This window comes from Tabrizicola sp. (assembly GCF_022842145.1).
Taxonomy (GTDB): domain Bacteria; phylum Pseudomonadota; class Alphaproteobacteria; order Rhodobacterales; family Rhodobacteraceae; genus Tabrizicola.
In genome coordinates this window covers 155,091-176,336 of sequence record NZ_JALHQD010000001.1, presented here as the reverse complement: position 1 = coordinate 176,336, position 21,246 = coordinate 155,091, and the positions used below count along the sequence as shown (strand labels likewise).

Below are 21,246 nucleotides of genomic sequence, written 5' to 3'. Positions count from 1 at the left end.
GCAAACTTGTTAAGACAGGCAGTGCCCCGGAGGGGAGCAACCCAGTGCGGGTCAGCCGTTCAGCAAAAGCTGATAGCTGGCGGGGACGTAGCGGAAGCCGTCGCTCATCTGTTCGACGTAGCCCAGGCCGGGGAAGGGCATGTGATAGCCGATGAAGGGAATCCTGTCGGCGGCGATCAACCCGAAGACCTGCTTGCGCACTGCGGCGGCCGCGGCCTTGTCGGCGTCGAAGCGGACTTCCCAGTCGGGCTTTTGCAGCGACCAGACGTAGTGGTTGGCTGTGTCGGCGGTGATCATCAGGCGCTGGCCCTCCGATTCCACGCTGTAGATCATGTGCCCGGGCGAGTGGCCGAAGGCGGCCATGCCGGTGATGCCCGAAGCGACCGACCCGCCGTCGTCAAGGAAGGTGATCTTGTCGTTCAAGGGCTTCACGTTCTTGTCGAAGCCTTCGTTGGCGGCCCCGGACCAGTGGTTGTGCTCGACCGCGCCGGTGACGTAGCGGGCATTGGTGAAGGTCGGGGTGGTGCCGTCGGCACCCATCAGCCCGCCGATGTGGTCGCCGTGCATGTGGGTCAGGACGACAACGTCGATCTGGTCGGGCGTGTAGCCTGCGGCGGTCAGCGCGGCGAGGGTGCCCTCGGCCGCAAGGCCGGTGTCGAAGAGCACCAGTTCCGCGCCGGTGTTGACCACGGTCGGCGTGAAGAAGTTCTGCGTCTTGTCGGCCGGGATGAAGTTCGCGGCGGACAGCGCGGCGAAGTCCTCGGGCGAGGCATTGGTGCCGAAGGTCTCCTGCGGCTTGTCGCCCGCGCGGGTGCCGGCAAGGAGGGTCGTCACCTCGAAGCTGCCCAGCTTGAAGCGGTTCCAGGGCGCAAAGCCTGAACCCTGCATCTCGGCCTTGGCAAAGACGGGGAGGGGGAGGGCAGCGGCAAGCGGCATGGTGGCACCGGCGAAAAGCGCCTGACGGCGGGAAAGTCGGGTCATTCTTGTCCTCCTGAAGTTGGGTGACGCAAGGATAGGTCTGCCCAACGAGGAGTCAGGTCACGGGCGCGTCATGCGGCGTGCGGGCCTGCACATTGCCTGTGCAGGTCGGCCGGGAACCGGGTCACTCCCACCAGCGGTCGATGGCGGCGATCTGGTCGTCGGACCAGCCAAAGTGATGCGCCAGTTCGTGAACCACGACGTGGGACACAAGTTCCTGTATCGACACGTCGCCGCGTTCGCACCATTCGTCCAGGATCGGGCGGCGGAAAAGCCAGATCACGTCGGGCTTGGTCACCTGGTCGGCGGTGGACTTCTCGGTCAGCGGGATGCCGTCGTAAAGGCCGGTCAGCTCGAAGGCGTCGTCGACGTTGAGTTCCTCCAGCATGTCCTCGTCCGGGAACTCCTCGATCCGCAGGCGGATGTGGGTAGCGGGCGCGCGGAAGGGTTCGGGCAGGGTGGAGATCGCCTCGTGGGCAAGCTGCTCGATCAGGGCAAGGGAGGGGGCGATGCTGTCGGGGGCTGGGTTGGTCATGTGGGGAAGATAGGGACGGCGGCAGTCGGGGGGAAGGGGCGCGGCGTGCGGGTTCGTGGTAGGTTCAGAAAAACGGAGGTGCAGATGGCCGAAGCGAAGACGAAGAGCGCGCCTTTGGACCGGGGCGCTTGGCTGGGGGGCGTGGAGCCTGCGCAGCGGGAGGAGGCTGAGCGGTTGCTGGCGATCTTCGCCGAGGTGACGGGCTGGGAGCCGCGGCTCTGGGGGCCGTCGATGGTGGGGTTCGGGCGGTATGTCTATCGGTACGCCAGCGGGCATGGCGGGGAGAGCCTGGCCACGGGTTTCTCGCCGCGGAAGGCAGAGCTGTCGATCTACCTGATGGCGGGGGGAGAGGCCCTTGCTCCGATCCTGGCCCGGCTTGGCCCGCACCGGATGACGAAGGCCTGTCTTTATGTGAAGCGGCTCGACGCGGTGGACGAGGGTGTCTTGCGCGAGCTGATCCAGGCGGGGCTGGAGGCGTTGCGGCGGCAGTGGCCGGTGCATCCGGTCTGACCTTGCGGCGCCGAGCCGTCGTCGGGGGTGCAAGGCGGAAGCGGAAAGGCGCCAGTGGCGCGTTTCCCCGCCGAAGCGGAACCCCTTGGACGGCGTGGCCACGGAAGGCGCATGGACGGCGCGAAACTGGACAAGGCGCGGGGCTTGTGACAGGGAAGGGCGGTTCAAGGAGCCCGACCCATGACCGTAACCACCCGCTTCGCCCCCTCGCCCACCGGCTGGATCCATGTGGGCAATCTGCGCACCGCGCTGATGAACTACCTGATCGCGCGCCAGAACGGCGGGACGTTCATCCTGCGGCTGGATGATACGGACCAGGAACGGTCGAAGCAGGAATACATCGACGGGCTGAAGGCGGACCTCGACTGGCTGGGCATCCGCTATGACCGGATCGAGCAGCAGTCCAAGCGCATGGGCCGCTACGCCGAGGCGGCGGAACAGCTGAAGGCCGCGGGGCGGTTCTATGAGTGTTTCGAGACCCCCGTCGAGCTGGACCTGAAACGGAAGAAGCAGCTGAACATGGGCAAGCCCCCGGTCTATGACCGCGCGGCGCTGTCGCTGACCGAAGCGCAGAAGGACGCCTACCGCGCCGAGGGACGGCAGGGCTACTGGCGCTTCAAGCTGGATCTGGAGCGGATCGAGTGGCAGGACGGGATCATCGGCGACATCTCGATCGACGCCGCCAGTGTCTCGGACCCGGTGCTGATCAAGGCGGACGGGCAGGTGCTGTACACCTTCGCCTCGTCGGTCGACGACGTGGATATGGGCGTCACGCACATCGTTCGTGGCGCGGACCACGTGACGAACACGGCGACGCAGATCCAGATCATGAAGGCGCTGGGGGGGACCCCTCCGACCTTCGCCCACCATTCGCTGCTGACCGGACCGCAGGGCGAGGAATTGTCCAAGCGGCTGGGCGTCCTGAGCTTGCGCGACCTGCGGGCGCGGGGGGTGGAGCCGATGGCGCTTCTGTCCCTCATGTCGCGGCTGGGGTCGTCAAAGCCGGTGGAACTGGCGGCCAACATGGAAGAGCTGGTGGCGGGCTTCGAGGTGGGGTCCTTCGGGGCGGCGCCCACCAAGTTCGATGCCGAGGACCTGTTCCCGCTGACCCGTCACCACGTGCAGTCGCTGCCCTATGAGGCGGTGAAGGACAAGGTGCTGGACCTTGGGGTGCCCGAGGCACAGGGCGAGGCTTTCTGGGCCGTGGCCAAGGGCAACATCACTGTCATGGCCGACCTTGAGGAATGGTGGACCCTGTTCCGCGACGGGGCCGAGCCGGTGATCGATCCGGCGGACCGGGATTTCGTGGCGCAAGCCCTGACGCTGCTGCCGCCGAAGCCATGGACCCAGGCCACCTGGGGCGAGTGGACGCAGGCCGTCAAGGACGCCACGGGGCGCAAGGGCAAGGACCTGTTCCGCCCGCTGCGCCGCGCGCTGACCGGGCGCGATGCCGGGCCGGAGATGGCGGACGTGATGCCGCTTCTGCACAAGGTGCCAAGCGTCTGAACCTGGGCTGACCCCGGGAGGGCTGTCTGCCCTCCCGGACCCTCCCGAGGATATTTGAGCAAATGTGAAAGGGCTTTGGCATGGCCGGGGCGCAGGCGAAATTTGTCGAAGGCAACCTGTTCCGGCACGTGTCGGTGATGGCGCTGACCTCGTCGGTCGGGCTGATGGCGGTGTTCGTCGTCGACCTGATCAACATGCTTTACATCGCGATGCTGGGCCGCGAGGAGCTGGCGGCGGCGATCGGTTATGCCGGGGCGATCCTGTTCTTCACCACAAGCTTCGGCATCGGCATGTCCATCGCCGTGGGCGCCCTGGTGGCGCGGGCGCTGGGCGCGCGCGATCCGGTCCTGGCGCGGGAGAAGGCGACCACGGGGCTGGTGCTGAGCTTTGTGGCCGGCTCGATCTTCGCCGCGGTCGTCTGGTTGTTCCTGACACCGCTCGTCGGCCTTCTGGGTGCCACGGGCGAGACAGCGGCGCTGGCGGTGCATTTCCTGCAGATCGTCGTCCCGTCGCAGCCCCTGCTGATGGTCGGCATGATCGGCGGTGCGATCCTGCGCAGCCACGGTGATGCGCGGGCGGCGATGATGGCGACGGTCTGGGGCGCGGTGGCGACGGCGGTGCTGGACCCGATCCTGATCTTCGGCTTCGGCTGGGAGCTGACCGGGGCGGCGATTGCATCGGTGGCGGCCCGCATCGTGATCGCCTGGATGGCGCTGCGGCCGATCACCGCGAAATATGGCGGGTTCGACCGGCCGACTCCCGGACAGGTCGTGGCGGACATGGCGCCGATCTGGGCCATCGCGGTGCCGGCGATCCTGACCCAGGTGGCGACGCCCGTGGGCCAGGCTTTCGTGACGCGGGCGACGAGCGCCTATGGCGAGGCCGCGGTGGCGGGCATGGCGATTGCCGGGCGGCTGACGCCGGTGGCTTTCGGGGTGATCTTCGCTTTGGCCGGGGCCATCGGGCCGATCATCGGCCAGAACTTCGGCGCGGGCCGGATGGACCGGGTGCGGCGGACCTTCTGGGACGCGCTGGTCTTCACCGCGCTGGTGATCGTGCTTGTCTCGGGGCTGCTGTACGTCCTGCGCGGTCCGATTGCGGATGCCTTCCGGGCCGAGGGTCTGACGCGGGATCTGGTGTTCCTGTTCTGCGGGCCGCTTGCGCTTTTGTGGTTCTTCAACGGCATGATCTTTGTCGGCAATGCAGTCTGCAACAACCTGGGCCGGCCCTTCTGGTCCACGGTGGTGAACTGGGGGCGGCACACCGTGGGAACCATTCCGCTGGCGCTGTGGCTGGGTCAGCACTGGGGCGCGCAGGGCGTGCTGGTGGGCCAGGCCCTGGGCGGAGTGGTGTTCGGCTTTGCCGCCGCCTGGCTGGCGCTGCTGGCGATCCGCTCTCCGGTCATGCCGGCGCCGCGTGGCCGCCCGGTACCTGACCCCGCGCCCGAAACGGAGCCCGTGGCCAGCCCCGGCGAGCGGCGGGCTTAGCCCTTCCGTTCTGGTTAAGTTCTCATCAAGCATAAGCTGCTACTCCCGTGATGCGCGACACGGGAGAAGCCTATGGCGGAGAACACCAGCACTACGCCTGGAATGGCCGGCGGCAACACCTATACCGGCACCGCGACGAATGACACCTTCACCGCCGGGGGTGGCAACGATGTGGTCAACGCCGGCTCTGGCGACGACCGGATCGCGGGCGACGGACCTCTGTCCGGGCAGTGGACCTATTCGGTCTACACGCGCGACTTCACCAATGCGACGAACCAGACCGGGACGATCTCGACCGGCACGCTGCAGGGCACCGGCTATGTCGACGAGTTCAACGTGCTTGCCCTGCGCAACACGCTGGCCGGGACCGCACAGGGGACGAACCAGGACGATTTCGGGGTCATCTACCAGTCGACACTGAACGTCTCGACCTCGGGGACCTATACCTTCGGGGTGACCTCGGACGACGGGTCGCGGATCATCATCCGGGATTCCTCGGGCAACATCGTCTTCAACCTGGACAACGACCGGGCGCAGACTGCGACCCAGGCGAGCGGGACGGCGACGCTGCAGGCGGGGCAGACCTATTCCATCGAGCTTTTCTACTGGGAGGACTGGGGCGAAACTGCCTTCAGCGCCACCATCGCGGGGCCGGGGCTGGCCCAGACCGACCTTGCCACCGCGTCCCTGGTCGGCACGCCTCCCCTGGCGGCGGGGCATGTCGACGGGAGCGACACGCTGTCGGGTCAGGCCGGGGCCGACACCTTGTCGGGCGGCGGCGGGACCGATGTGCTTTACGGTGGGACCGAGGCGGACAGCCTTCTGGGCGAGGCGGGCAATGACCGGCTTTTCGGCGATGGGGGCAACGACACGCTGTATGGCGGCACCGGTGACGACACGCTTTTTGGCGGGACCGAGGCGGACCGGCTGTTCGGGGGTGACGGCAACGACCAGCTGCACGGCGATGCGGGCAATGACACGCTGCTGGGCGGGATCGGGGAGGACACGCTGTTCGGGGGCACCGACTCCGACAGTCTGGCGGGTGAGGACGGCAATGACCTTCTCTACGGTGAGGCCGCGGCCGACACGCTGAGCGGCGGGCTCGGCAACGACCGGCTGTTCGGCGGCGACAGCGCCGACAGCCTTGCGGGCGACGATGGCGACGATCTTCTGTACGGCGAGGCAGGCAACGACACGCTGGCCGGAGGCATCGGGGAGGACACTCTGTATGGCGGGGCCGAGGCCGACAGCTTGGCCGGGGACGACGGCAACGACCGGCTGTTCGGCGACGACGGCCAGGACACGCTGCAAGGCGGGGCCGGGGATGACACGCTTGTCGGCGGGACCGGGTCCGACCTTCTGAGCGGTGGGACTGGCCGCGACACCGCCGATTACAGCGGATCGGGTCTGGGGGTGAACGTCAACCTGCTGACAGGCCAGGGGTCGGGCGGCGATGCCCTGGGTGACACTCTGACCGGCATGGACAATGTCATCGGCTCTGCCCTTGGCGACACGCTGACGGCGCACAATACCCAGAGCGACCTTTATGGTGGCGGTGGCAATGATCTGCTTTACGGCGGTACCGGCAACGGCGACCGGCTGTTCGGCGGGGACGGCAGCGACCAGCTTTCCGGGCAGGCAGGCGGCGATCTGCTTTACGGCGACGCGGGCGGTGATACCCTTTCGGGCGGGGCCGACAATGATACCCTGTTCGGTGGCAACGACGCCGACCGGGTGTCGGGCGACGACGGCAGCGACCTGTTGTACGGCGAGGCCGGACTGGACACGCTCTTGGGCGGGATCGGCGACGACACGCTTTATGGCGGGGTCGAGGCCGACAGTCTGGCCGGCGAGGACGGGCACGACCGCCTCTTCGGCGAGGCCGGTCTTGATACCCTGCTGGGTGGGGCGGGGAACGATACGCTTTTCGGTGGCGGTGACGCGGACAGCCTGAACGGCGGAACCGGGGATGACATTCTGTACGGCGACGCGGGGCTGGACACTCTCAGCACCGGCGGTGGCGAGGATACCGTCTATGGCGGCGCCGACGCGGACCGGATCCAGGGCGAGGATGGCAACGACCGCCTTTACGGTGACGCCGGCATGGACAGCCTGGTCGGCGGCATCGGCAACGATCAGCTGTTCGGCGGGACCGAGGCGGACAACCTGTCGGGCGATGCGGGCAACGACGTCCTGGACGGCGGGAGCAATACCGACACGATCTATGGCGGCGACGGCAACGATACGGTCGATGCGGGGTCCGAGGACGATTCCGTCTACGGCGGCGACGGTTCGGATTCGATCCTGGGCGGCGAGGGGCGGGACTACCTGCTGTTCGGCAGTGGCGACGACACCGTGTATGGCGGCGGTGGAGACGAATTCATCGACGACCAGGAAGGCGTGCAGCTGACGGGCCGCAACCTGATCTACGGCGGCGACGGCGCGGACCGTGTCTATACCGGCTTCGATGCGGACACCGTCTTTGGTGATGCGGGAGCCGACAGCATCTTCGCCGAGGGCGGGAACGACCTTCTCTACGGCGGTGGCGGGGCCGACTGGGTCGAGGGCGGCGACGGCCGTGACAGCATCCTCATGCGGGATGGCGACTTCGCGCAGGGGGATTTTGTCGACGGCGGGGCCGGGGGCGACGACTTCGACGTCCTTGATCTGTCGGGGTACGGCTGGGCGCGGACGGACGTGGCCTACAACAGCGCCGAGTCCGGAACCGTGACCTTCTACGATACCAGTGGCGCGGTCCTTGGCACGATGAACTTCGCCGAGATCGAGCAGGTCGTGCCCTGCTTTGCCGCGGGCATGCTGGTCGAAACGCCGACGGGTCCGCGCGCGGTCGAACAGCTGCGGCCGGGCGATCTGGTGCTGACGCTGGACGACGGGCCGCAGCCGGTCCGCTGGGTGGGCCAGCGCCGCGTGGGGCTTGCCGATCTGCTGGCCGACCCCAACCTGCAGCCGGTGGACATCGACGCCGATGCCTTCGGGCCCGGCGTGCCCGACCGCCTGGTACAGGTCTCGCCGCAGCACCGGGTCCTGTTCGGCGGCGCGGCCTGCGAGCTTTACTTCGGCACCGGTGAAGTTCTGATTCCAGCGATCCAGATGGTCGGGCAGGATGGCGTCCGGCAAAGGCTTGCCGCGGTCACCTATGTGCATGTCATGTTCGACTGCCACCAGATCGTCCTGACGCATGGCATGTGGTCGGAAAGCTTCCAGCCGGGAAAGCGCACGCTGGACGGCATGCCCGACCCGCAAAGGGATGAACTTCTGCGGCTGTTCCCCGAACTTCACGACCCGGAAACCTATCCTGCCGCCCGCATGACCCTGAAGGGTTATGAGGCAAGGGTGCTGCTGCAGGCGTGACCGGGGAAGGTCGCGGATGCTCGGCATACCGTCGCATTCCGATTTCCTCTTGCCCGATCGGGGGGCTTTGCGGTAGGCAAAGGTCGTCAGGTTCGGGAGAATCCGGCGGGCCCGCTTGCCCGACGGTGCCGAAGGAGCAACCGCCCCGGTAAACTCTCAGGCGCAAGGGACCGTAGCTGACGACAGACTCTGGAGAGTTCCCGGCACGGTCGGGACGCCGAAGGGATAACGATCTCAGGCGCGCTAGATGGCGCAAGGACAGAGGGGGCATCGCAGGGTGGGGATTTGCCCGCCTGACGGTGCCGGTGTGTTTTCCGGCAAGACGACGGGAGGGACGGCGATGGCCGACCTTGAAGAGCCGGAGCTGCGGCTTCTGGGGCTGGATGCGCTGCACGAGGGGCTGGGCGGCAAGATGGTGCCCTTCGCGGGCTACCGGATGCCGGTGCAATATCCCGATGGAGTGATGAAGGAACACCTGCACACGCGGTCGGAGGCGGGGCTGTTCGACGTCAGCCACATGGGTCAGGTGATCCTGCGGCCCAAGGGTCAGATGGACGACCTGAAGCTGGCCTTCGAAGCGCTGATGCCGGTCGATGTGCTGGGTCTGGCCGAGGGGCGGCAGCGCTATGGCCTGTTCACCAACGACCAGGGTGGCATCCTGGACGACCTGATGTTCACCAACCGGGGCGACCACCTTTATGTGGTGGTCAATGCGGCCTGCAAGGCCGAGGACATCGCCCACATGACCAGGATGATGCCGGGCGTGTCGGTCCAGCCCGTGACCGACCGCGCGCTTCTGGCGCTGCAGGGGCCCGGGGCGGAAGCGGCGCTGGAAACAGTGGTGCCAGGGGTCGCGGCCATGCGGTTCATGGATCACCGGGTGATCGGCGACATCTGGGTCTCGCGGTCGGGCTATACCGGCGAGGACGGGTTCGAGATCTCGGTCCCGGACGCGCAGGCCGAGGCCTTTGCGCGCAAGCTTCTGGCGCAGCCGGGTGTCGCCCCCATCGGGCTTGGCGCGCGGGATTCCTTGCGGCTTGAGGCGGGGCTTTGCCTTTACGGCCATGACATCGACACGATGACCAGCCCGGTCGAGGCGAACCTGACCTGGGCGATCCAGAAGGCGCGCCGCGCCGGTGGTCCCCGCGAGGGGGGTTTCCCCGGGGCTGCGCGTATCCTTAAGGAGTTGGCCGAGGGGCCGGAGCGGCTTCGTGTGGGTCTGCGCCCCGAGGGCCGCGCCCCGATGCGCGAAGGCGTGGAGCTGTTCGCGGAAGATGGCACTCCGGTCGGGCGCGTCACCTCGGGCGGCTTCGGGCCTTCGGTGAATGCCCCGATTGCCATGGGCTATGTGGCCCGCGCCCATGCTAATCTGGGCACGACTCTGATGGGCGAAGTGCGCGGCAAGCGCCTGCCCGTGACCGTGACCGAACTTCCCTTCCACCCGACAACCTACAAGCGCTGAGGACATTGCGATGAAATACACCAAGGAACACGAATGGCTGCGGGTCGAGGGTGACCTCGTGGTCGTCGGGATCACCGAACACGCCGCGACCCAATTGGGCGACGTGGTTTTCGTGGAACTGCCCGAGACGGACACGGTGGTCGCCGAGGGCGACGAGGTCTGCGTGATCGAAAGCGTCAAGGCCGCATCTGACATCCTGGCCCCGGTCGATGGCGAAATCGTCGCGGTCAACACCAAGCTGGTCGACACACCGGCGCTGGTGAACGAGGACCCGACAGGGGCCGGTTGGTTCTTCAAGATGAAGCTCGATGACCTGAGCGTGCTCGACCAGCTTATGGACGAGGACGAGTATCAGGACCTGATCGGCTGATCGCGATCCCGAGGTTGAAGCCGGGGGGCCAGCCCCCCGGACCCCCCGGGGATATTTGGGCAAAGATGAAAGGGAGCGGGTCCATAGCGGCCCCGAGCAGGACATGAGCTTTACCCCGACCGACTACAATCCCTACGACTTCGCCAACCGCCGCCACATCGGCCCCTCTCCCTTGGAGATGGAGGAGATGCTGGCCGCGGTCGGCGTGCGGACCCTGGACGAGTTGATCGAGCAGACGGTGCCGCCGTCGATCCGGCAGACGCAGCCGCTGCCTTGGGCGCCTTTGGCCGAGCATGAGTTGCTGGCCAAGATGAAGGAGGTCGGCGCGAAGAACCGGGTGATGACCCAGCTGATCGGGCAGGGCTATTACGGGACCGTCACGCCTCCGGCGATCCAGCGGAACATCCTGGAGAACCCGGCCTGGTACACGGCCTATACTCCGTATCAGCCCGAGATCGCGCAGGGCCGGCTGGAGGCGCTGCTCAATTTCCAGACGATGGTCTGCGACCTGACGGGTCTGGACGTGGCGAACGCAAGTCTTCTGGACGAGGCGACGGCGGCGGCCGAGGCGATGACGATGGCCGAACGGGTGGCGAAGTCCAAGGCCAAGGCGTTCTTCGTCGACCGCTTCTGCCATCCCCAGACCATTGCCGTGATCCGCACCCGGGCGCTGCCCTTGGGGATCGAGATCATCGAGGATGATGTGCGCAACCTGGACCCGACCAAGGTGTTCGGCGCGATCTTCCAGTATCCCTCCAGCTACGGGCATGTGGTGGACTTCACCGTCCGCATCGCCACGCTGCATGCGGCGGGGGCCATCGCGATCATGGCGACGGACCTGCTGGCGCTGTGCGTTCTGAAGGAACCGGGCGCGATGGGGGCGGATATCGCCATCGGCAGCGCCCAGCGGTTTGGCGTGCCGATGGGGTATGGCGGGCCGCATGCCGCCTTCATGGCGGTGAAGGATGCCCACAAGCGGCAGATGCCGGGGCGGATCGTGGGGGTGTCGATCGACGCTCAGGGCGGCAAGGCCTACCGGCTGTCGCTGCAAACCCGCGAGCAGCATATCCGGCGCGAGAAGGCGACGTCGAACGTCTGCACGGCCCAGGCTTTGCTGGCGGTGATGGCCAGCATGTATGCCGTCTTCCACGGGCCGAAGGGCCTGCGCGCGATTGCGGAGCGGGTGCATTTCCTGACTCAGCGGCTGGCGCGGGCGCTGAAGGCGGCGGGGGCGAAGGTGGCTCCGAAAGCCTTTTTCGACACGATCACGGTCGAGGTTGGTGTGGGTCAGGCTGGCATCCTTGCCGCCGCCCGCAATGAGGGGCTGAACTTCCGCAAGATCGGCAATGATCGCGTCGGGATCAGCCTGGATGAGACGACGGATGAGCGCGTGCTGATCAAGGTCCTGCGCGCCTTCGGCATCGACGGGGTGCCGCCGCATCGCGCCACGCTGGGCTTCCCGGAAGAGATGCTGCGCACGACCGACTACCTGACCCACCCGGTCTTCCACATGAACCGAGCCGAGTCGGAGATGATGCGCTACATGCGCCGCTTGTCGGACCGCGACCTGGCGCTGGACCGGGCGATGATCCCCTTGGGGTCCTGCACGATGAAGCTGAACGCGGCGGCGGAGATGATGCCGATCACCTGGCCGGAATTTGGGAGCCTTCACCCCTTCGTGCCGCGCGATCAGGCGGCAGGGTATCATGAGGCGATCAGCGACCTTTCCGCCAAGCTGTGCGAGATCACCGGCTATGACGCGATGTCGATGCAGCCGAACTCGGGCGCGCAAGGGGAATATGCGGGGCTACTGACCATCCTCGCCTATCACCGCGCCCGGGGCGATACCCAGCGGACGGTCTGCCTGATCCCGACCAGCGCGCATGGTACCAACCCGGCCTCGGCACAGATGGCGGGGATGGAGGTGGTGGTGGTCAAGGCTTCGCCCAACGGGGACGTGGATGTCGAGGACTTCCGCGCCAAGGCCGTGGCGGCGGGGACCAAGCTGGCGGCCTGCATGATCACCTATCCGTCCACGCATGGGGTGTTCGAGGAAACCGTGAAGGCGATCTGCCAGATCACCCATGACCACGGCGGGCAGGTCTACATCGACGGCGCGAACATGAACGCGCTGGTCGGGCTGGTGAAGCCGGGCGAGATCGGGGGCGACGTCAGCCACCTGAACCTGCACAAGACCTTTGCCATCCCGCATGGCGGCGGGGGGCCGGGGATGGGGCCGATTGGTGTGAAGGCTCACCTTGCTCCGCATCTGCCGGGGCATCCTGAAACCGGGGGCGACGGCGCGGTTTCGGCGGCGCCCTATGGGTCGGCAAGCATCCTCCTGATCAGCTGGGCCTACTGCCTGATGATGGGGGGGCCGGGGCTGACGCAGGCAACGCGGGTGGCGATCCTGAACGCCAATTACATCGCGGCGCGGCTGGCGGGCAGCTATCCGATCCTCTTCATGGGCAACAAGGGCCGGGTCGCGCATGAGTGCATCCTGGACACCCGCCCCTTTGCCGAGGTGGGCGTGACGGTGGACGACATCGCCAAGCGTCTGATCGACAACGGTTTCCACGCGCCGACGATGTCCTGGCCGGTGGCCGGCACGCTGATGGTGGAGCCGACCGAGTCCGAAACCAAGGCCGAGATCGACCGTTTCATCACGGCGCTTTTGTCGATCCGCGAGGAGATCCGCGCGGTGGAGAAGGGCGAGATCACCGCCGAGGAAAGCCCGCTGCGCTTTGCCCCGCATACGGTGGCGGCGCTGGTCGGCGACTGGGACCGGAAGTACAGCCGCGAGACGGGCTGCTTCCCGCCGGGGTCGTTCCGCGTCGACAAGTACTGGCCACCGGTGGGGCGGGTCGACAACGTCTTTGGCGACCGCAACCTGATCTGCACTTGCCCGCCGGTGGAAAGCTATGCCGAAGCGGCGGAGTGAGGACCCAAAATCCTTGAGCAAGGATTTTGACAAATTTCTTGCTTAAGAAATTTGGCCCCCGGGGAAACCTGGGGGCCGTTGCGTCAGGGCTGGGGCTTTGGCGCGGGCGTCCCGAGCGCGCCGCCCGGCCGGGTGCCAAGTCCGCCGCCCGACCCGACGCCGCTGGTCTTGGGCTTTGACAGGTCCGGCACCTTGGGTGGGCCCTTCACGCCTCCGGGGGCGGAGCCGAGGACCTTGCCACCCGCCCCGGATTGCCGGGCCAGACAGTCCTGCGCAAGTTCCAGCGCCGGGGCAATTCCGTCGATGTCGAAGCCGTCGTCGATGCCCATGCCCAGCATCCGCAGGTAGCGACCGCTGAGAAGGAAGTCGACGGTCGGCTGGATGCCGTCATAGGTGATGCCGGCAAAGCTTTCGTCCCAGGCCTCGCCGTCGCCGATGGCGGGCAGGCCGGTTTCCATCATCACCCAAAGCTCGAACTTCTGGCCTGGCTCGAAGCGCACCTCGGGCTGCGACAACAGGATGGACACCGTGTCGTTGGGGTAAAGCCCGACCCAGAGCGTCTGGCCGTTCACGTATCCGACCGAGGTGTAGCAGTGCGAGAACGCCCCGCGGTCATCCGGGATCGCGCCGCCGACCCAGTTGCCCGCCTCGAACGCAGAGCCTGGCATGTCCTGGGCAGAGGCTGGGACGAGGGGGGCCAAGGTAAGGGCGGACGCAAGGGCAAGGCAGCGCATGGGCGGATCCTGAGGAGGTTTCTGGGGCAAGAATGCAGAGACGGGCGGCGAGGCGCAAGTCAGGGTTTCCGCAGCGGACGGGCGGCATTGACCGCGACCGGCCGCCACGATAGCCGTTTCGCCCGATGACCCGCACGCGCCCGCCTTTCCTTGACGGCCTGATCGCCAGCCTGCCGATCGTCCTGGGCTATTTCCCCATCTCCTTTTCCTTCGGGGTCGCCGCCACCCGCGCCGGGTCCACCGGGCTGGAGGCCTTCGCGCTGTCGCTGGTCGTCTATGCCGGCGCTTCGCAGTTCCTGGCGCTGGCATTGCTCTCCTCGGGCGCGCCCGTGCTGGTGGCCGGCTTCACGCTGATCGCGATGAACCTGCGGCACATGCTCTACGGCCCCGCCCTGATGCGCGAGGCAGGTTCGGGCGCTGGCCGCCGCCACGCCTGGGCATGGGCCTGGGGCCTGACGGACGAGGTGTTCGGCCAAGCCCTGGGCGCGCTGGCACGGGGACACAGGTTTTCCGAGCCGTACATGTTTGGCCTTGGGCTTGGGGCCTATGCCAGCTGGGTTACGGGTACGGTCGTGGGGGCCTATGCGGGGGGCGGTGCACTGGAGGGCTGGCCCGCGCTGAACGCAGGCCTTGGCTTCATGCTGCCGGCGCTGTTCCTGGCGCTTCTGCTGTCGATCATCAGCCGCCCGCAGGTTCCGGTGATCGCGGTTGCAGGCCTGGTGACCGTGGCGGCAACGCTGATGCTTGGCGCGACAAGCGGCATTCTGCTGGGAATGGTGTCAGGCGCTGTCACAGGGCTGGCGCGGCGATGAACTGGGAACTCCTGACCGTCGCCCTGATGGCCGGAGCCGCCAACTGGGCCTTCCGGTCCCTGCCGATCCTGCTGCACATGGACCGCATGGCAGCGGGCGGCTGGCTGGGCAGGTTTCTGTCGGCCACCGGACCTGCCGCCATCGCCACCCTCTTTGTCGCCTCGATCCTGCCCGCGCTGACCCCGGACCTTGCCCGCCTTGCCCCGATCCTGACCGGCACCGCGGCGGTCCTCGTCACCTGGGCCGCCCGCCGTTCTGTCGTGCTGGCCACGCTGGCCGGGGCCGTGGCGCATGGCGGGACGGTCTGGCTGCTTGGCTGACCGCTTGCGCGAAGCCCCGCCATGCGCGACCATGCGCAAAAGGGGAGGGCTGCCATGCTAGAGATAAACCCGCAGAAGGTGGTGCATGTGATCTACCTGGCCCGCGAGGCCGGGGCAGGCGATGCCGAACTGCACGCGTTCATCGACGGCCTGAACGACGACGAGAAGGCTCAGCTCACCGCCGTGGCCTGGGTCGGACGCGGGGCTTTCGAACCCGAGGATTTCGACGAGGCGCTGGCAACCGCGACGGCCGAGGCCACCACGCCAACCGCCGACTACCTGATGGGAATGCCGCATCTGGCCGAGAACCTGGAAGGCGGGCTTGAGGCTTTGGGCATCGACGTGACGGGCGAGGAAGAGGATTTTCTCTGATCCCGCCTTGCGCTGCAGCCGCGCGCACCACATCTTCAGGCTTTGCTAGATGTGAGGTGTCTCCATGCCCGTCGCCGATGCCGTCAAGCTGACCTGTGCCACCTGCGGTCAGGCAAACCGCGTACCGACCGCTCGCTTGGGCGACGCGCCGAAATGCGGGTCCTGCGGTGACGTGCTGCTGGATGGCAGTGTGGCGGAACTGGACGCCACCACCCACGACAAGGTGACGCGGGGCGATGGCCTGCCGGTCCTGGTGGATTACTGGGCACCCTGGTGCGGCCCCTGCCGGATGATGGCGCCCGAATTTGCCAAGGCCGCCAAGGCGGTGGCGACCGAGGCGCGGCTGATGAAGCTGAACACCGAGGACCATCCCCAGATCTCTGCGCGCATCGGCATCCGCGGCATCCCGGCGCTCATCCTCTATCGCGACGGCCGCGAGATCGCCCGCCTTGCCGGCGCCCGCCCGACCGCCGACATCGTGGCCTTCGTCCGCCAGCACGCCCGCTGAACCGCTGCGGACCCGGCTTGACTCTGCCCGGGATTTGCGATGAAAACACCGTCGCGGCGGGGCAGTAGCTCAGTTGGGAGAGCGTATCGTTCGCAATGATAAGGTCAGGGGTTCGATCCCCCTCTGCTCCACCAAGTATCTCTGATTTTATTGGGTAAAATCGGGATTTTCACGCAATACCCGCCTAAGTGCCCGCCCAATTCAAACCGTCTGAACGTTCATGTCCTCGCAGTGAGTGTACGTGCGCCTTCATGTGCCCGACTGACTTGGCGGGAATCGTCCTGTGAGCAAACGTCCCCGCGCTGCTCGCGAGGTCGAGGATTTTTGCTTCCGGTTCAGTCAGGACTTAGCAAAGGACCTGAGCCAGCTCTTGCTCGTCTCGGGCACGGTCCATGCGCAGGTCAATAGCCTCCTACCATGACGAAACGCGCGTAATCCATGCAAATTGGACCAGCGCCAGGCAGTATCTCCAAGCTGAAATCCAACCAGAGACTCTGATCCGTATGACAACGAGTTCCAGATGGTAGGGGAAACGCGCACGGGGGATGGACGGATCGCTCATGAAACGGCGACGACATTGGTGCCGGCGTGCTCCGTCAGCGTCGCGTCGAGCCATGGGAAAAGTGCCGGTGCATCATGTTAACTCCAGCGTGTCTCGGCGTCGCGACAATACAGGGGCCAGGCTCAACAACACCCAGAACTTCTTAAACAGGCACTTCCGCATCCCTTCGGGACGGTTCCATTTCCGAAACGTTAGGCTTGCAGCGCTGTTACGCCGGTGATAATATGCATATACATTGCATATGCATTCAGGGACCATGATGGGTAAGCAGAAGTCGGACGACAAGAAAAAGAAGAAGAAGACCAGCCAGTTGGTGATCCGCATTGATGCGGGCGAGCGGGACGCTTTCGTAAAGCTCTGCGACACGCTGGACACCAGCGCCGCGCGCGAAATCCGCCGTTTCATGCGGGACTGGGTTGCGGCACATGCTTCGAAGCCGGGTCCGATCGAGGAGGCCGCCGCCGTCCCGGATGCTGTGGTGAAAGAAGCAGTGGCAGTACAGCCGGAACCTGCGGCCGAGGATAAGCCCGCCGCAAAGGTCAGGCGAAAGCGCGCGGTCGTACCGGCGGCCTGACCCTTAGACCCTCCCAGAAAATGGTGGCACAGCGCGTCACCGATCCGTCGTCAATCTTTCACTGAAGTCGAACGGTTCTGTCGCGAGACCGGCGCAGCATCCGCGCGTCAACAACGCAGGATGCACCCCGATGACCTCCCGTCCGATCCTTGGCGCGGCGCTTTGCCGTTCCAGCCTTGCCGCCCATGTCGACTGGCTGCGCGAAGCGCCGCGTGATCTTGAACTCCAGCACTTCGTCGATGCCGAGGTTCTGGAAGGCGACTGGTCGGGCTTGGCTGCCGAGGTCAACCAGCTTCTGGACGGCCACCAGGGCCGCCGTGGCATCCACGGCCCGTTCTGGGGCTTTACCATCGCGTCCTACGACCCCGAGGTCCGCCGCATCGTCGCCCGCCGGATGGATCAGGCGCTGGATGTCTGCGCCGCGGTCAACGGCACCCATGTGGTCATCCATTCGCCCTTCACCACCTGGGGCTACAACCATCGCGGCCTTTACCCAACCGACACCGACCGAATGCTCTCGGCCGCCCGCGACACATTGGGTGGTGCTCTGAAACGGGCGGAGGATATGGGCGTCACGTTTGTCCTGGAGAACATCGAAGACATCGAACCCAGCGACCGTGCCATGCTGTGCGAAGCACTTGGCTGGCAGGCCCTTGAGCTTTCGGTCGACACTGGCCACGCGCATTACTCCCATGTCTCGACCGGGGCACCGCCGGTCGACTTCTACGTCCGCGCCGCAGGGTCGCGGTTGGGCCACATCCACCTGCAGGACGCCGATGGTTTTGCCGACAGGCACTGGCAGATCGGACATGGCACGATCCTGTGGCAATCGGTTTTTTCAGCCATCGCCCACACCGGGGCCAACCCCCGGCTGATCCTGGAGCTGCGCGACAAGGCCGGAGTCCTGCCGTCCGCCGCCTATCTGAAGGAAATGGGAATCGCCGAATGAGCATTCTGAAATTCGTCGTCCTTTCCGACCTGCACCTTGGCCTGCCGGAGCAGCCGGTAAATGGTCTCGACACTGCCGCCCGCCTAACCGAAGCGGTTCAGGTCATAGCGCGCGACCATTCCGACGCTGCCTTCGTCCTTCTTGCCGGGGATCTGGCTGACCGCGGCGAGGCCGGGGCCTACAGCTTGCTGCAATCCATCATCGTTTCCCTGCCGATGCCGGTGCACATCACCCTTGGCAACCACGACGACCGGTCGACCTTCCTGTCCGTCTTCGGGCCGGACCGCGACGATCCGAAAGGGCGGGTGTCTCAGGTGATCGACGCGGGCAACCACCGGATCATCCTTCTCGACACCTCCGAGCCGGGCCTGGTTGGAGGGCGCCTCTGTCGGGGGAGACTCGACTGGCTGGCCGCCCGCTTGGACGAGGCACTGGACCGCCCGGTCATCATTGTCCAGCATCACCATGCAAACCCGCTGTCGCTTCCGGTGGACGAGATCATTCTGGAGAACGCCGAGGACTATGTCGAGGTTCTGCGGCGTCATCCCGAGGTGCGCCAGGTCATTGCCGGGCATGTTCATCTGCCCTCGACCGCCGTCTGGCGCGGCATCCCAATGACAACGATGGCCGGGTCGCATTATTCGGTGACCCCGCATGTTCCGGGGGTTCCGGGACGCCAACGCCAGTTGGAGGGGCCCGCGCAGATGGCCGTCGTGCTGGCCACGGACGATGGGGTGACCGTGCATTTCCAGGACCATCTGGAGCGGCACCTGACGATGGCGCCCGGCCTCTTCCACTAGGTCCAGGCGCAGCACCAACCTCCGTCACTACCCGCCGGACATGGTCCGGCGGGCTTTGACAGATTCGTATCAACCATTTGAAACGTAACAGTTTTTCAAGTTTTAGTGTCGCGTTTTCGTCACCGAATCCTTTCATAAGGTCGCTGCGCTGCACCCGTGGCAGCCTCAAATGGAGACAGGGAAGATGACCCAGAGACTTGCTGCTGCCGCGCTGGTGCTTGCCGCCACCGCTGGCTCGGCCTCGGCCGAAAAGATCAAGTTCGAATACTGGTATGGCCTGACCGGCGACCTCGGTGCCGTCGTGGCCGAGACCTGCAACCGCTTCAACGCCTCCCAGGACCAGTTCGAGGCCGTCTGTGTCGGCCAGGACGGCTATGAGAAGGCGGTGCAGAACACCATCGCCGCCTTCCGCGCAGGCAAACACCCGACGCTGCTGCAGTCCTTTGACGCCGGCACTGCCGACCTGATGCTTTCGGGCGAATTTTACCCCGTCACCCAACTGATGGCCGATACCGGCGTCACCGTGGACTGGACCGACTACTTCCCCGGCATCGCCAACTACTATTCGTCGAAGTCGGGCGAGTTCTTCTCGATGCCCTGGAACTCGTCGACCCCGGTCTACTACTTCAACAAGGACCACTTCGCCAAAGCCGGGATCACCGAAGCGCCGGTGACCTGGGAAGGCATGGAAGAGGCGTTCAAGGCGCTGAAGGCTAGCGGTCAGGCCTGCTCGCTTGCCTATGCCCCGTCCTCTTGGATCGACCTTGAGCAGTTCTCGATGGCGCACAACATTCCCGTCGCTTCGAACAACAACGGCTATGACGGGCTGGACACTGAACTTCTGTTCAACACCACGCTGCATGTCCAGCACATGGAGAACATCCAGCGCTGGATCACCGAAGGCTACGCCCTTCTGCGGACCCAGGCCGCCGGCAAGACCTCACGCGACAGCTTTGTCGAAGGTGAATGCTCGGTCTTCTTCTCGTCGATCGCGGACCATAACACGATCCACAAGCTGACTCCGGCCTTTGGCTGGGATGTGCAGATCATCCCGACCTATGAAGGGGTGGAACGCCACAACACCGTCGTCGGCGGCGCATCCCTCTGGGTTCTGGCCGGCAAGACCGAGGACGAATACAAGGCTGCCGCGTCCTATCTGGCCTTCCTGGCCACCAAGCCGGAACAGCAGTTCCTCTTGGAAAACACGGGCTACATCCCGGTCACGAAGTCGACCTACGAGGCCCTGCTGGCCGAAGGCTTCTACGCCAAGGCCCCCTATCTCAACCGCGACATCGCGATGAAGTCTCTGACCTACACCGAGCCGACCGAACTGACCCGCGGCATCCGCCTGGGTGGCATGATCCAGATCCGCTCGGAGTGGCAGTCCGAGGTCGAAGCGGCCCTCGCCGGGCAAAAAACGATGAAAGAGGCGCTCGACAACGCTGTGTCGCGCGGGAACGATCAGCTGACCCGCTTTGCGCAAACCTACGCGGGCAAGTCCTTCCCCTAACCGCAATTCGGCGCGGCCTGCCAAGGCCGCGCCCTTCTCATTTTGGGGGACCAAACATGCGCCGCGCCTATTTCAAGTTCAGCTGGATCGCTGCCGCGCTGTTGGCACCGCAGCTTCTGATCATCTTCGTCTTCTTCTACTGGCCCTCCGCGCAGGCGCTTTACTGGGCCTTCACGCTGGAGCAGCCCTGGGGCGGCGGCAATACCTGGGTGGGCTTCGACAACTTCCGCAACGTGCTGAGCGACCCCTACTATTGGGGGTCGGTCCGGGTGTCGGTTATCTACGCGCTAGCGACGACGGTGCTTGCGATGACTATGGCGCTGACGCTGGCGATCTTCGTCGATCGGCAGCTCTCGGGCTACAAGGCCTACCGCGTTGCGATCATCTGGCCCTATGCCGTTGCCGCCCCTGCCGTGGGCCTGGCGTTCCAGTTCGTCTTTAACCCCGGCGCGGGGATCTTCAGTTACATCAACACCATCGCCCCTGGCTGGTGGGACCTTTCGAAATATCCTTGGCAGGCCGTCACCGCCATTGTCGTGGCCGGCGCATGGAAGCAGGTCGCCTACAGTTTCGTCTTCTTCCTGGCCGCGCTGCAATCCATCCCCCGCAGCCTGACCGAGGCCGCCGCAATGGATGGCGCGCGCCCGCTGCGCCGGATGGTGGACCTGCAACTGCCGCTTCTCACGCCGACCTTCTTCTTCCTTCTGGTCATCAACATCACCGACAGCTTTACCGACAGCTTCGGTATCGTCGACACGCTGACCGGGGGCGGTCCGTTCCGGGCCACGGACCTCATGGTCTACAAGATCTATGCAGACGGGTTCCGGGGCTTTGATTACTCGGGTGCCGCCGCTCAATCCATCATCCTGATGCTTCTCGTCATGGCGCTGACCTTCGTGCAGTTCCGGTACGTCGAGAAGCGCGTCCACTACACCTGAGGGGGC

The 21,246-nt window shown here is 65.8% G+C and carries 19 protein-coding genes, 1 tRNA gene and 1 riboswitch; of the genes, 17 read left to right on the top strand and 3 right to left on the bottom strand.

Annotation, left to right across the window (positions count from 1 at the left end; all coding sequences use genetic code 11):
• Positions 1-51: 51 nt before the first annotated feature.
• Both Q0C42_RS00905 and Q0C42_RS00900 read right to left on the bottom strand, forming a co-directional pair.
• On the bottom strand, positions 52-981 hold the full coding sequence (locus Q0C42_RS00905; RefSeq protein ID WP_295070656.1) for an MBL fold metallo-hydrolase: 930 nt from the start codon (positions 979-981) through the stop codon (positions 52-54).
• A gap of 121 nt (positions 982-1,102) precedes the next feature.
• The gene (locus tag Q0C42_RS00900; RefSeq protein ID WP_295070654.1) at positions 1,103-1,513 is read right to left on the bottom strand and encodes a metallopeptidase family protein; all 411 of its coding nucleotides are present in this window, start codon (positions 1,511-1,513) and stop codon (positions 1,103-1,105) included.
• A gap of 84 nt (positions 1,514-1,597) precedes the next feature.
• Between Q0C42_RS00900 and Q0C42_RS00895 the strand changes: the two genes are divergently transcribed.
• From Q0C42_RS00895 to gcvP, 7 genes are all read left to right on the top strand, one after another.
• The gene (locus Q0C42_RS00895) at positions 1,598-2,023 is read left to right on the top strand and encodes a DUF1801 domain-containing protein (protein WP_295070652.1); all 426 of its coding nucleotides are present in this window, start codon (positions 1,598-1,600) and stop codon (positions 2,021-2,023) included.
• A 180-nt stretch (positions 2,024-2,203) separates the two neighbouring features.
• The gene (gene gltX / locus Q0C42_RS00890) at positions 2,204-3,529 is read left to right on the top strand and encodes a glutamate--tRNA ligase (protein WP_295070649.1); all 1,326 of its coding nucleotides are present in this window, start codon (positions 2,204-2,206) and stop codon (positions 3,527-3,529) included.
• Between the two features lie 80 nt (positions 3,530-3,609).
• A complete protein-coding gene (locus tag Q0C42_RS00885) occupies positions 3,610-5,016 on the top strand; it encodes an MATE family efflux transporter (protein WP_295070646.1) in 1,407 nt (468 codons plus the stop codon).
• A gap of 72 nt (positions 5,017-5,088) precedes the next feature.
• Entirely contained in the window at positions 5,089-8,388 is a 3,300-nt protein-coding gene (locus tag Q0C42_RS00880) for a Hint domain-containing protein (RefSeq protein WP_295070643.1), read from the top strand.
• 83 nt (positions 8,389-8,471) lie between these two features.
• A riboswitch (glycine riboswitch) is annotated at positions 8,472-8,571 on the top strand.
• Positions 8,572-8,728: 157 nt separating this feature from the next.
• The gene (gene gcvT / locus Q0C42_RS00875) at positions 8,729-9,850 is read left to right on the top strand and encodes a glycine cleavage system aminomethyltransferase GcvT (RefSeq protein ID WP_295070640.1); all 1,122 of its coding nucleotides are present in this window, start codon (positions 8,729-8,731) and stop codon (positions 9,848-9,850) included.
• A 10-nt stretch (positions 9,851-9,860) separates the two neighbouring features.
• A complete protein-coding gene (gene gcvH, locus Q0C42_RS00870) occupies positions 9,861-10,220 on the top strand; it encodes a glycine cleavage system protein GcvH (RefSeq protein WP_295070638.1) in 360 nt (119 codons plus the stop codon).
• A gap of 103 nt (positions 10,221-10,323) precedes the next feature.
• Entirely contained in the window at positions 10,324-13,161 is a 2,838-nt protein-coding gene (gcvP, locus tag Q0C42_RS00865; protein WP_295070636.1) for an aminomethyl-transferring glycine dehydrogenase, read from the top strand.
• 83 nt (positions 13,162-13,244) lie between these two features.
• Here the strand turns inward: gcvP and Q0C42_RS00860 are convergent, their stop codons facing one another.
• Entirely contained in the window at positions 13,245-13,895 is a 651-nt protein-coding gene (locus Q0C42_RS00860; RefSeq protein ID WP_295070635.1) for a hypothetical protein, read from the bottom strand.
• A gap of 125 nt (positions 13,896-14,020) precedes the next feature.
• Here Q0C42_RS00860 and Q0C42_RS00855 point away from each other — a divergent pair, with 125 nt between their 5' ends.
• The 10 genes from Q0C42_RS00855 to Q0C42_RS00810 all read left to right on the top strand — a co-directional run bounded on the left by Q0C42_RS00855 (position 14,021) and on the right by Q0C42_RS00810 (position 21,240).
• Complete coding sequence (locus Q0C42_RS00855; protein ID WP_295070632.1) at positions 14,021-14,707, top strand: AzlC family ABC transporter permease; 687 nt, start codon at positions 14,021-14,023, stop codon at positions 14,705-14,707.
• Positions 14,704-15,027 carry an AzlD domain-containing protein gene (locus Q0C42_RS00850; RefSeq protein WP_295070628.1) on the top strand — a complete coding sequence of 108 codons (324 nt, stop codon included), beginning with the start codon at positions 14,704-14,706 and terminating at the stop codon, positions 15,025-15,027. Before Q0C42_RS00855 ends, Q0C42_RS00850 begins: the two co-directional genes overlap by 4 nt.
• 54 nt (positions 15,028-15,081) lie before the next feature.
• On the top strand, positions 15,082-15,399 hold the full coding sequence (locus Q0C42_RS00845) for a DUF3775 domain-containing protein (protein ID WP_295070627.1): 318 nt from the start codon (positions 15,082-15,084) through the stop codon (positions 15,397-15,399).
• A 64-nt stretch (positions 15,400-15,463) separates the two neighbouring features.
• Positions 15,464-15,907: a thioredoxin TrxC gene (trxC, locus tag Q0C42_RS00840; protein ID WP_295070624.1), complete on the top strand. Its 444-nt coding sequence runs from the start codon at positions 15,464-15,466 to the stop codon at positions 15,905-15,907.
• 58 nt (positions 15,908-15,965) lie between these two features.
• Positions 15,966-16,041: transfer RNA gene (locus tag Q0C42_RS00835), tRNA-Ala, on the top strand.
• 687 nt (positions 16,042-16,728) lie between these two features.
• Positions 16,729-17,043 carry a hypothetical protein gene (locus Q0C42_RS00830; protein ID WP_295070622.1) on the top strand — a complete coding sequence of 105 codons (315 nt, stop codon included), beginning with the start codon at positions 16,729-16,731 and terminating at the stop codon, positions 17,041-17,043.
• A gap of 130 nt (positions 17,044-17,173) precedes the next feature.
• Positions 17,174-17,992, top strand: a complete 819-nt coding sequence (locus Q0C42_RS00825; protein ID WP_295070619.1) for a sugar phosphate isomerase/epimerase — start codon at positions 17,174-17,176, stop codon at positions 17,990-17,992.
• Positions 17,989-18,792 carry a metallophosphoesterase gene (locus Q0C42_RS00820; RefSeq protein WP_295070615.1) on the top strand — a complete coding sequence of 268 codons (804 nt, stop codon included), beginning with the start codon at positions 17,989-17,991 and terminating at the stop codon, positions 18,790-18,792. Before Q0C42_RS00825 ends, Q0C42_RS00820 begins: the two co-directional genes overlap by 4 nt.
• Positions 18,793-18,976: 184 nt before the next feature.
• Positions 18,977-20,302, top strand: a complete 1,326-nt coding sequence (locus tag Q0C42_RS00815) for an extracellular solute-binding protein (protein WP_295070613.1) — start codon at positions 18,977-18,979, stop codon at positions 20,300-20,302.
• Between the two features lie 56 nt (positions 20,303-20,358).
• The gene (locus Q0C42_RS00810; protein WP_295070610.1) at positions 20,359-21,240 is read left to right on the top strand and encodes an ABC transporter permease subunit; all 882 of its coding nucleotides are present in this window, start codon (positions 20,359-20,361) and stop codon (positions 21,238-21,240) included.
• Positions 21,241-21,246 lie beyond the last annotated feature (6 nt).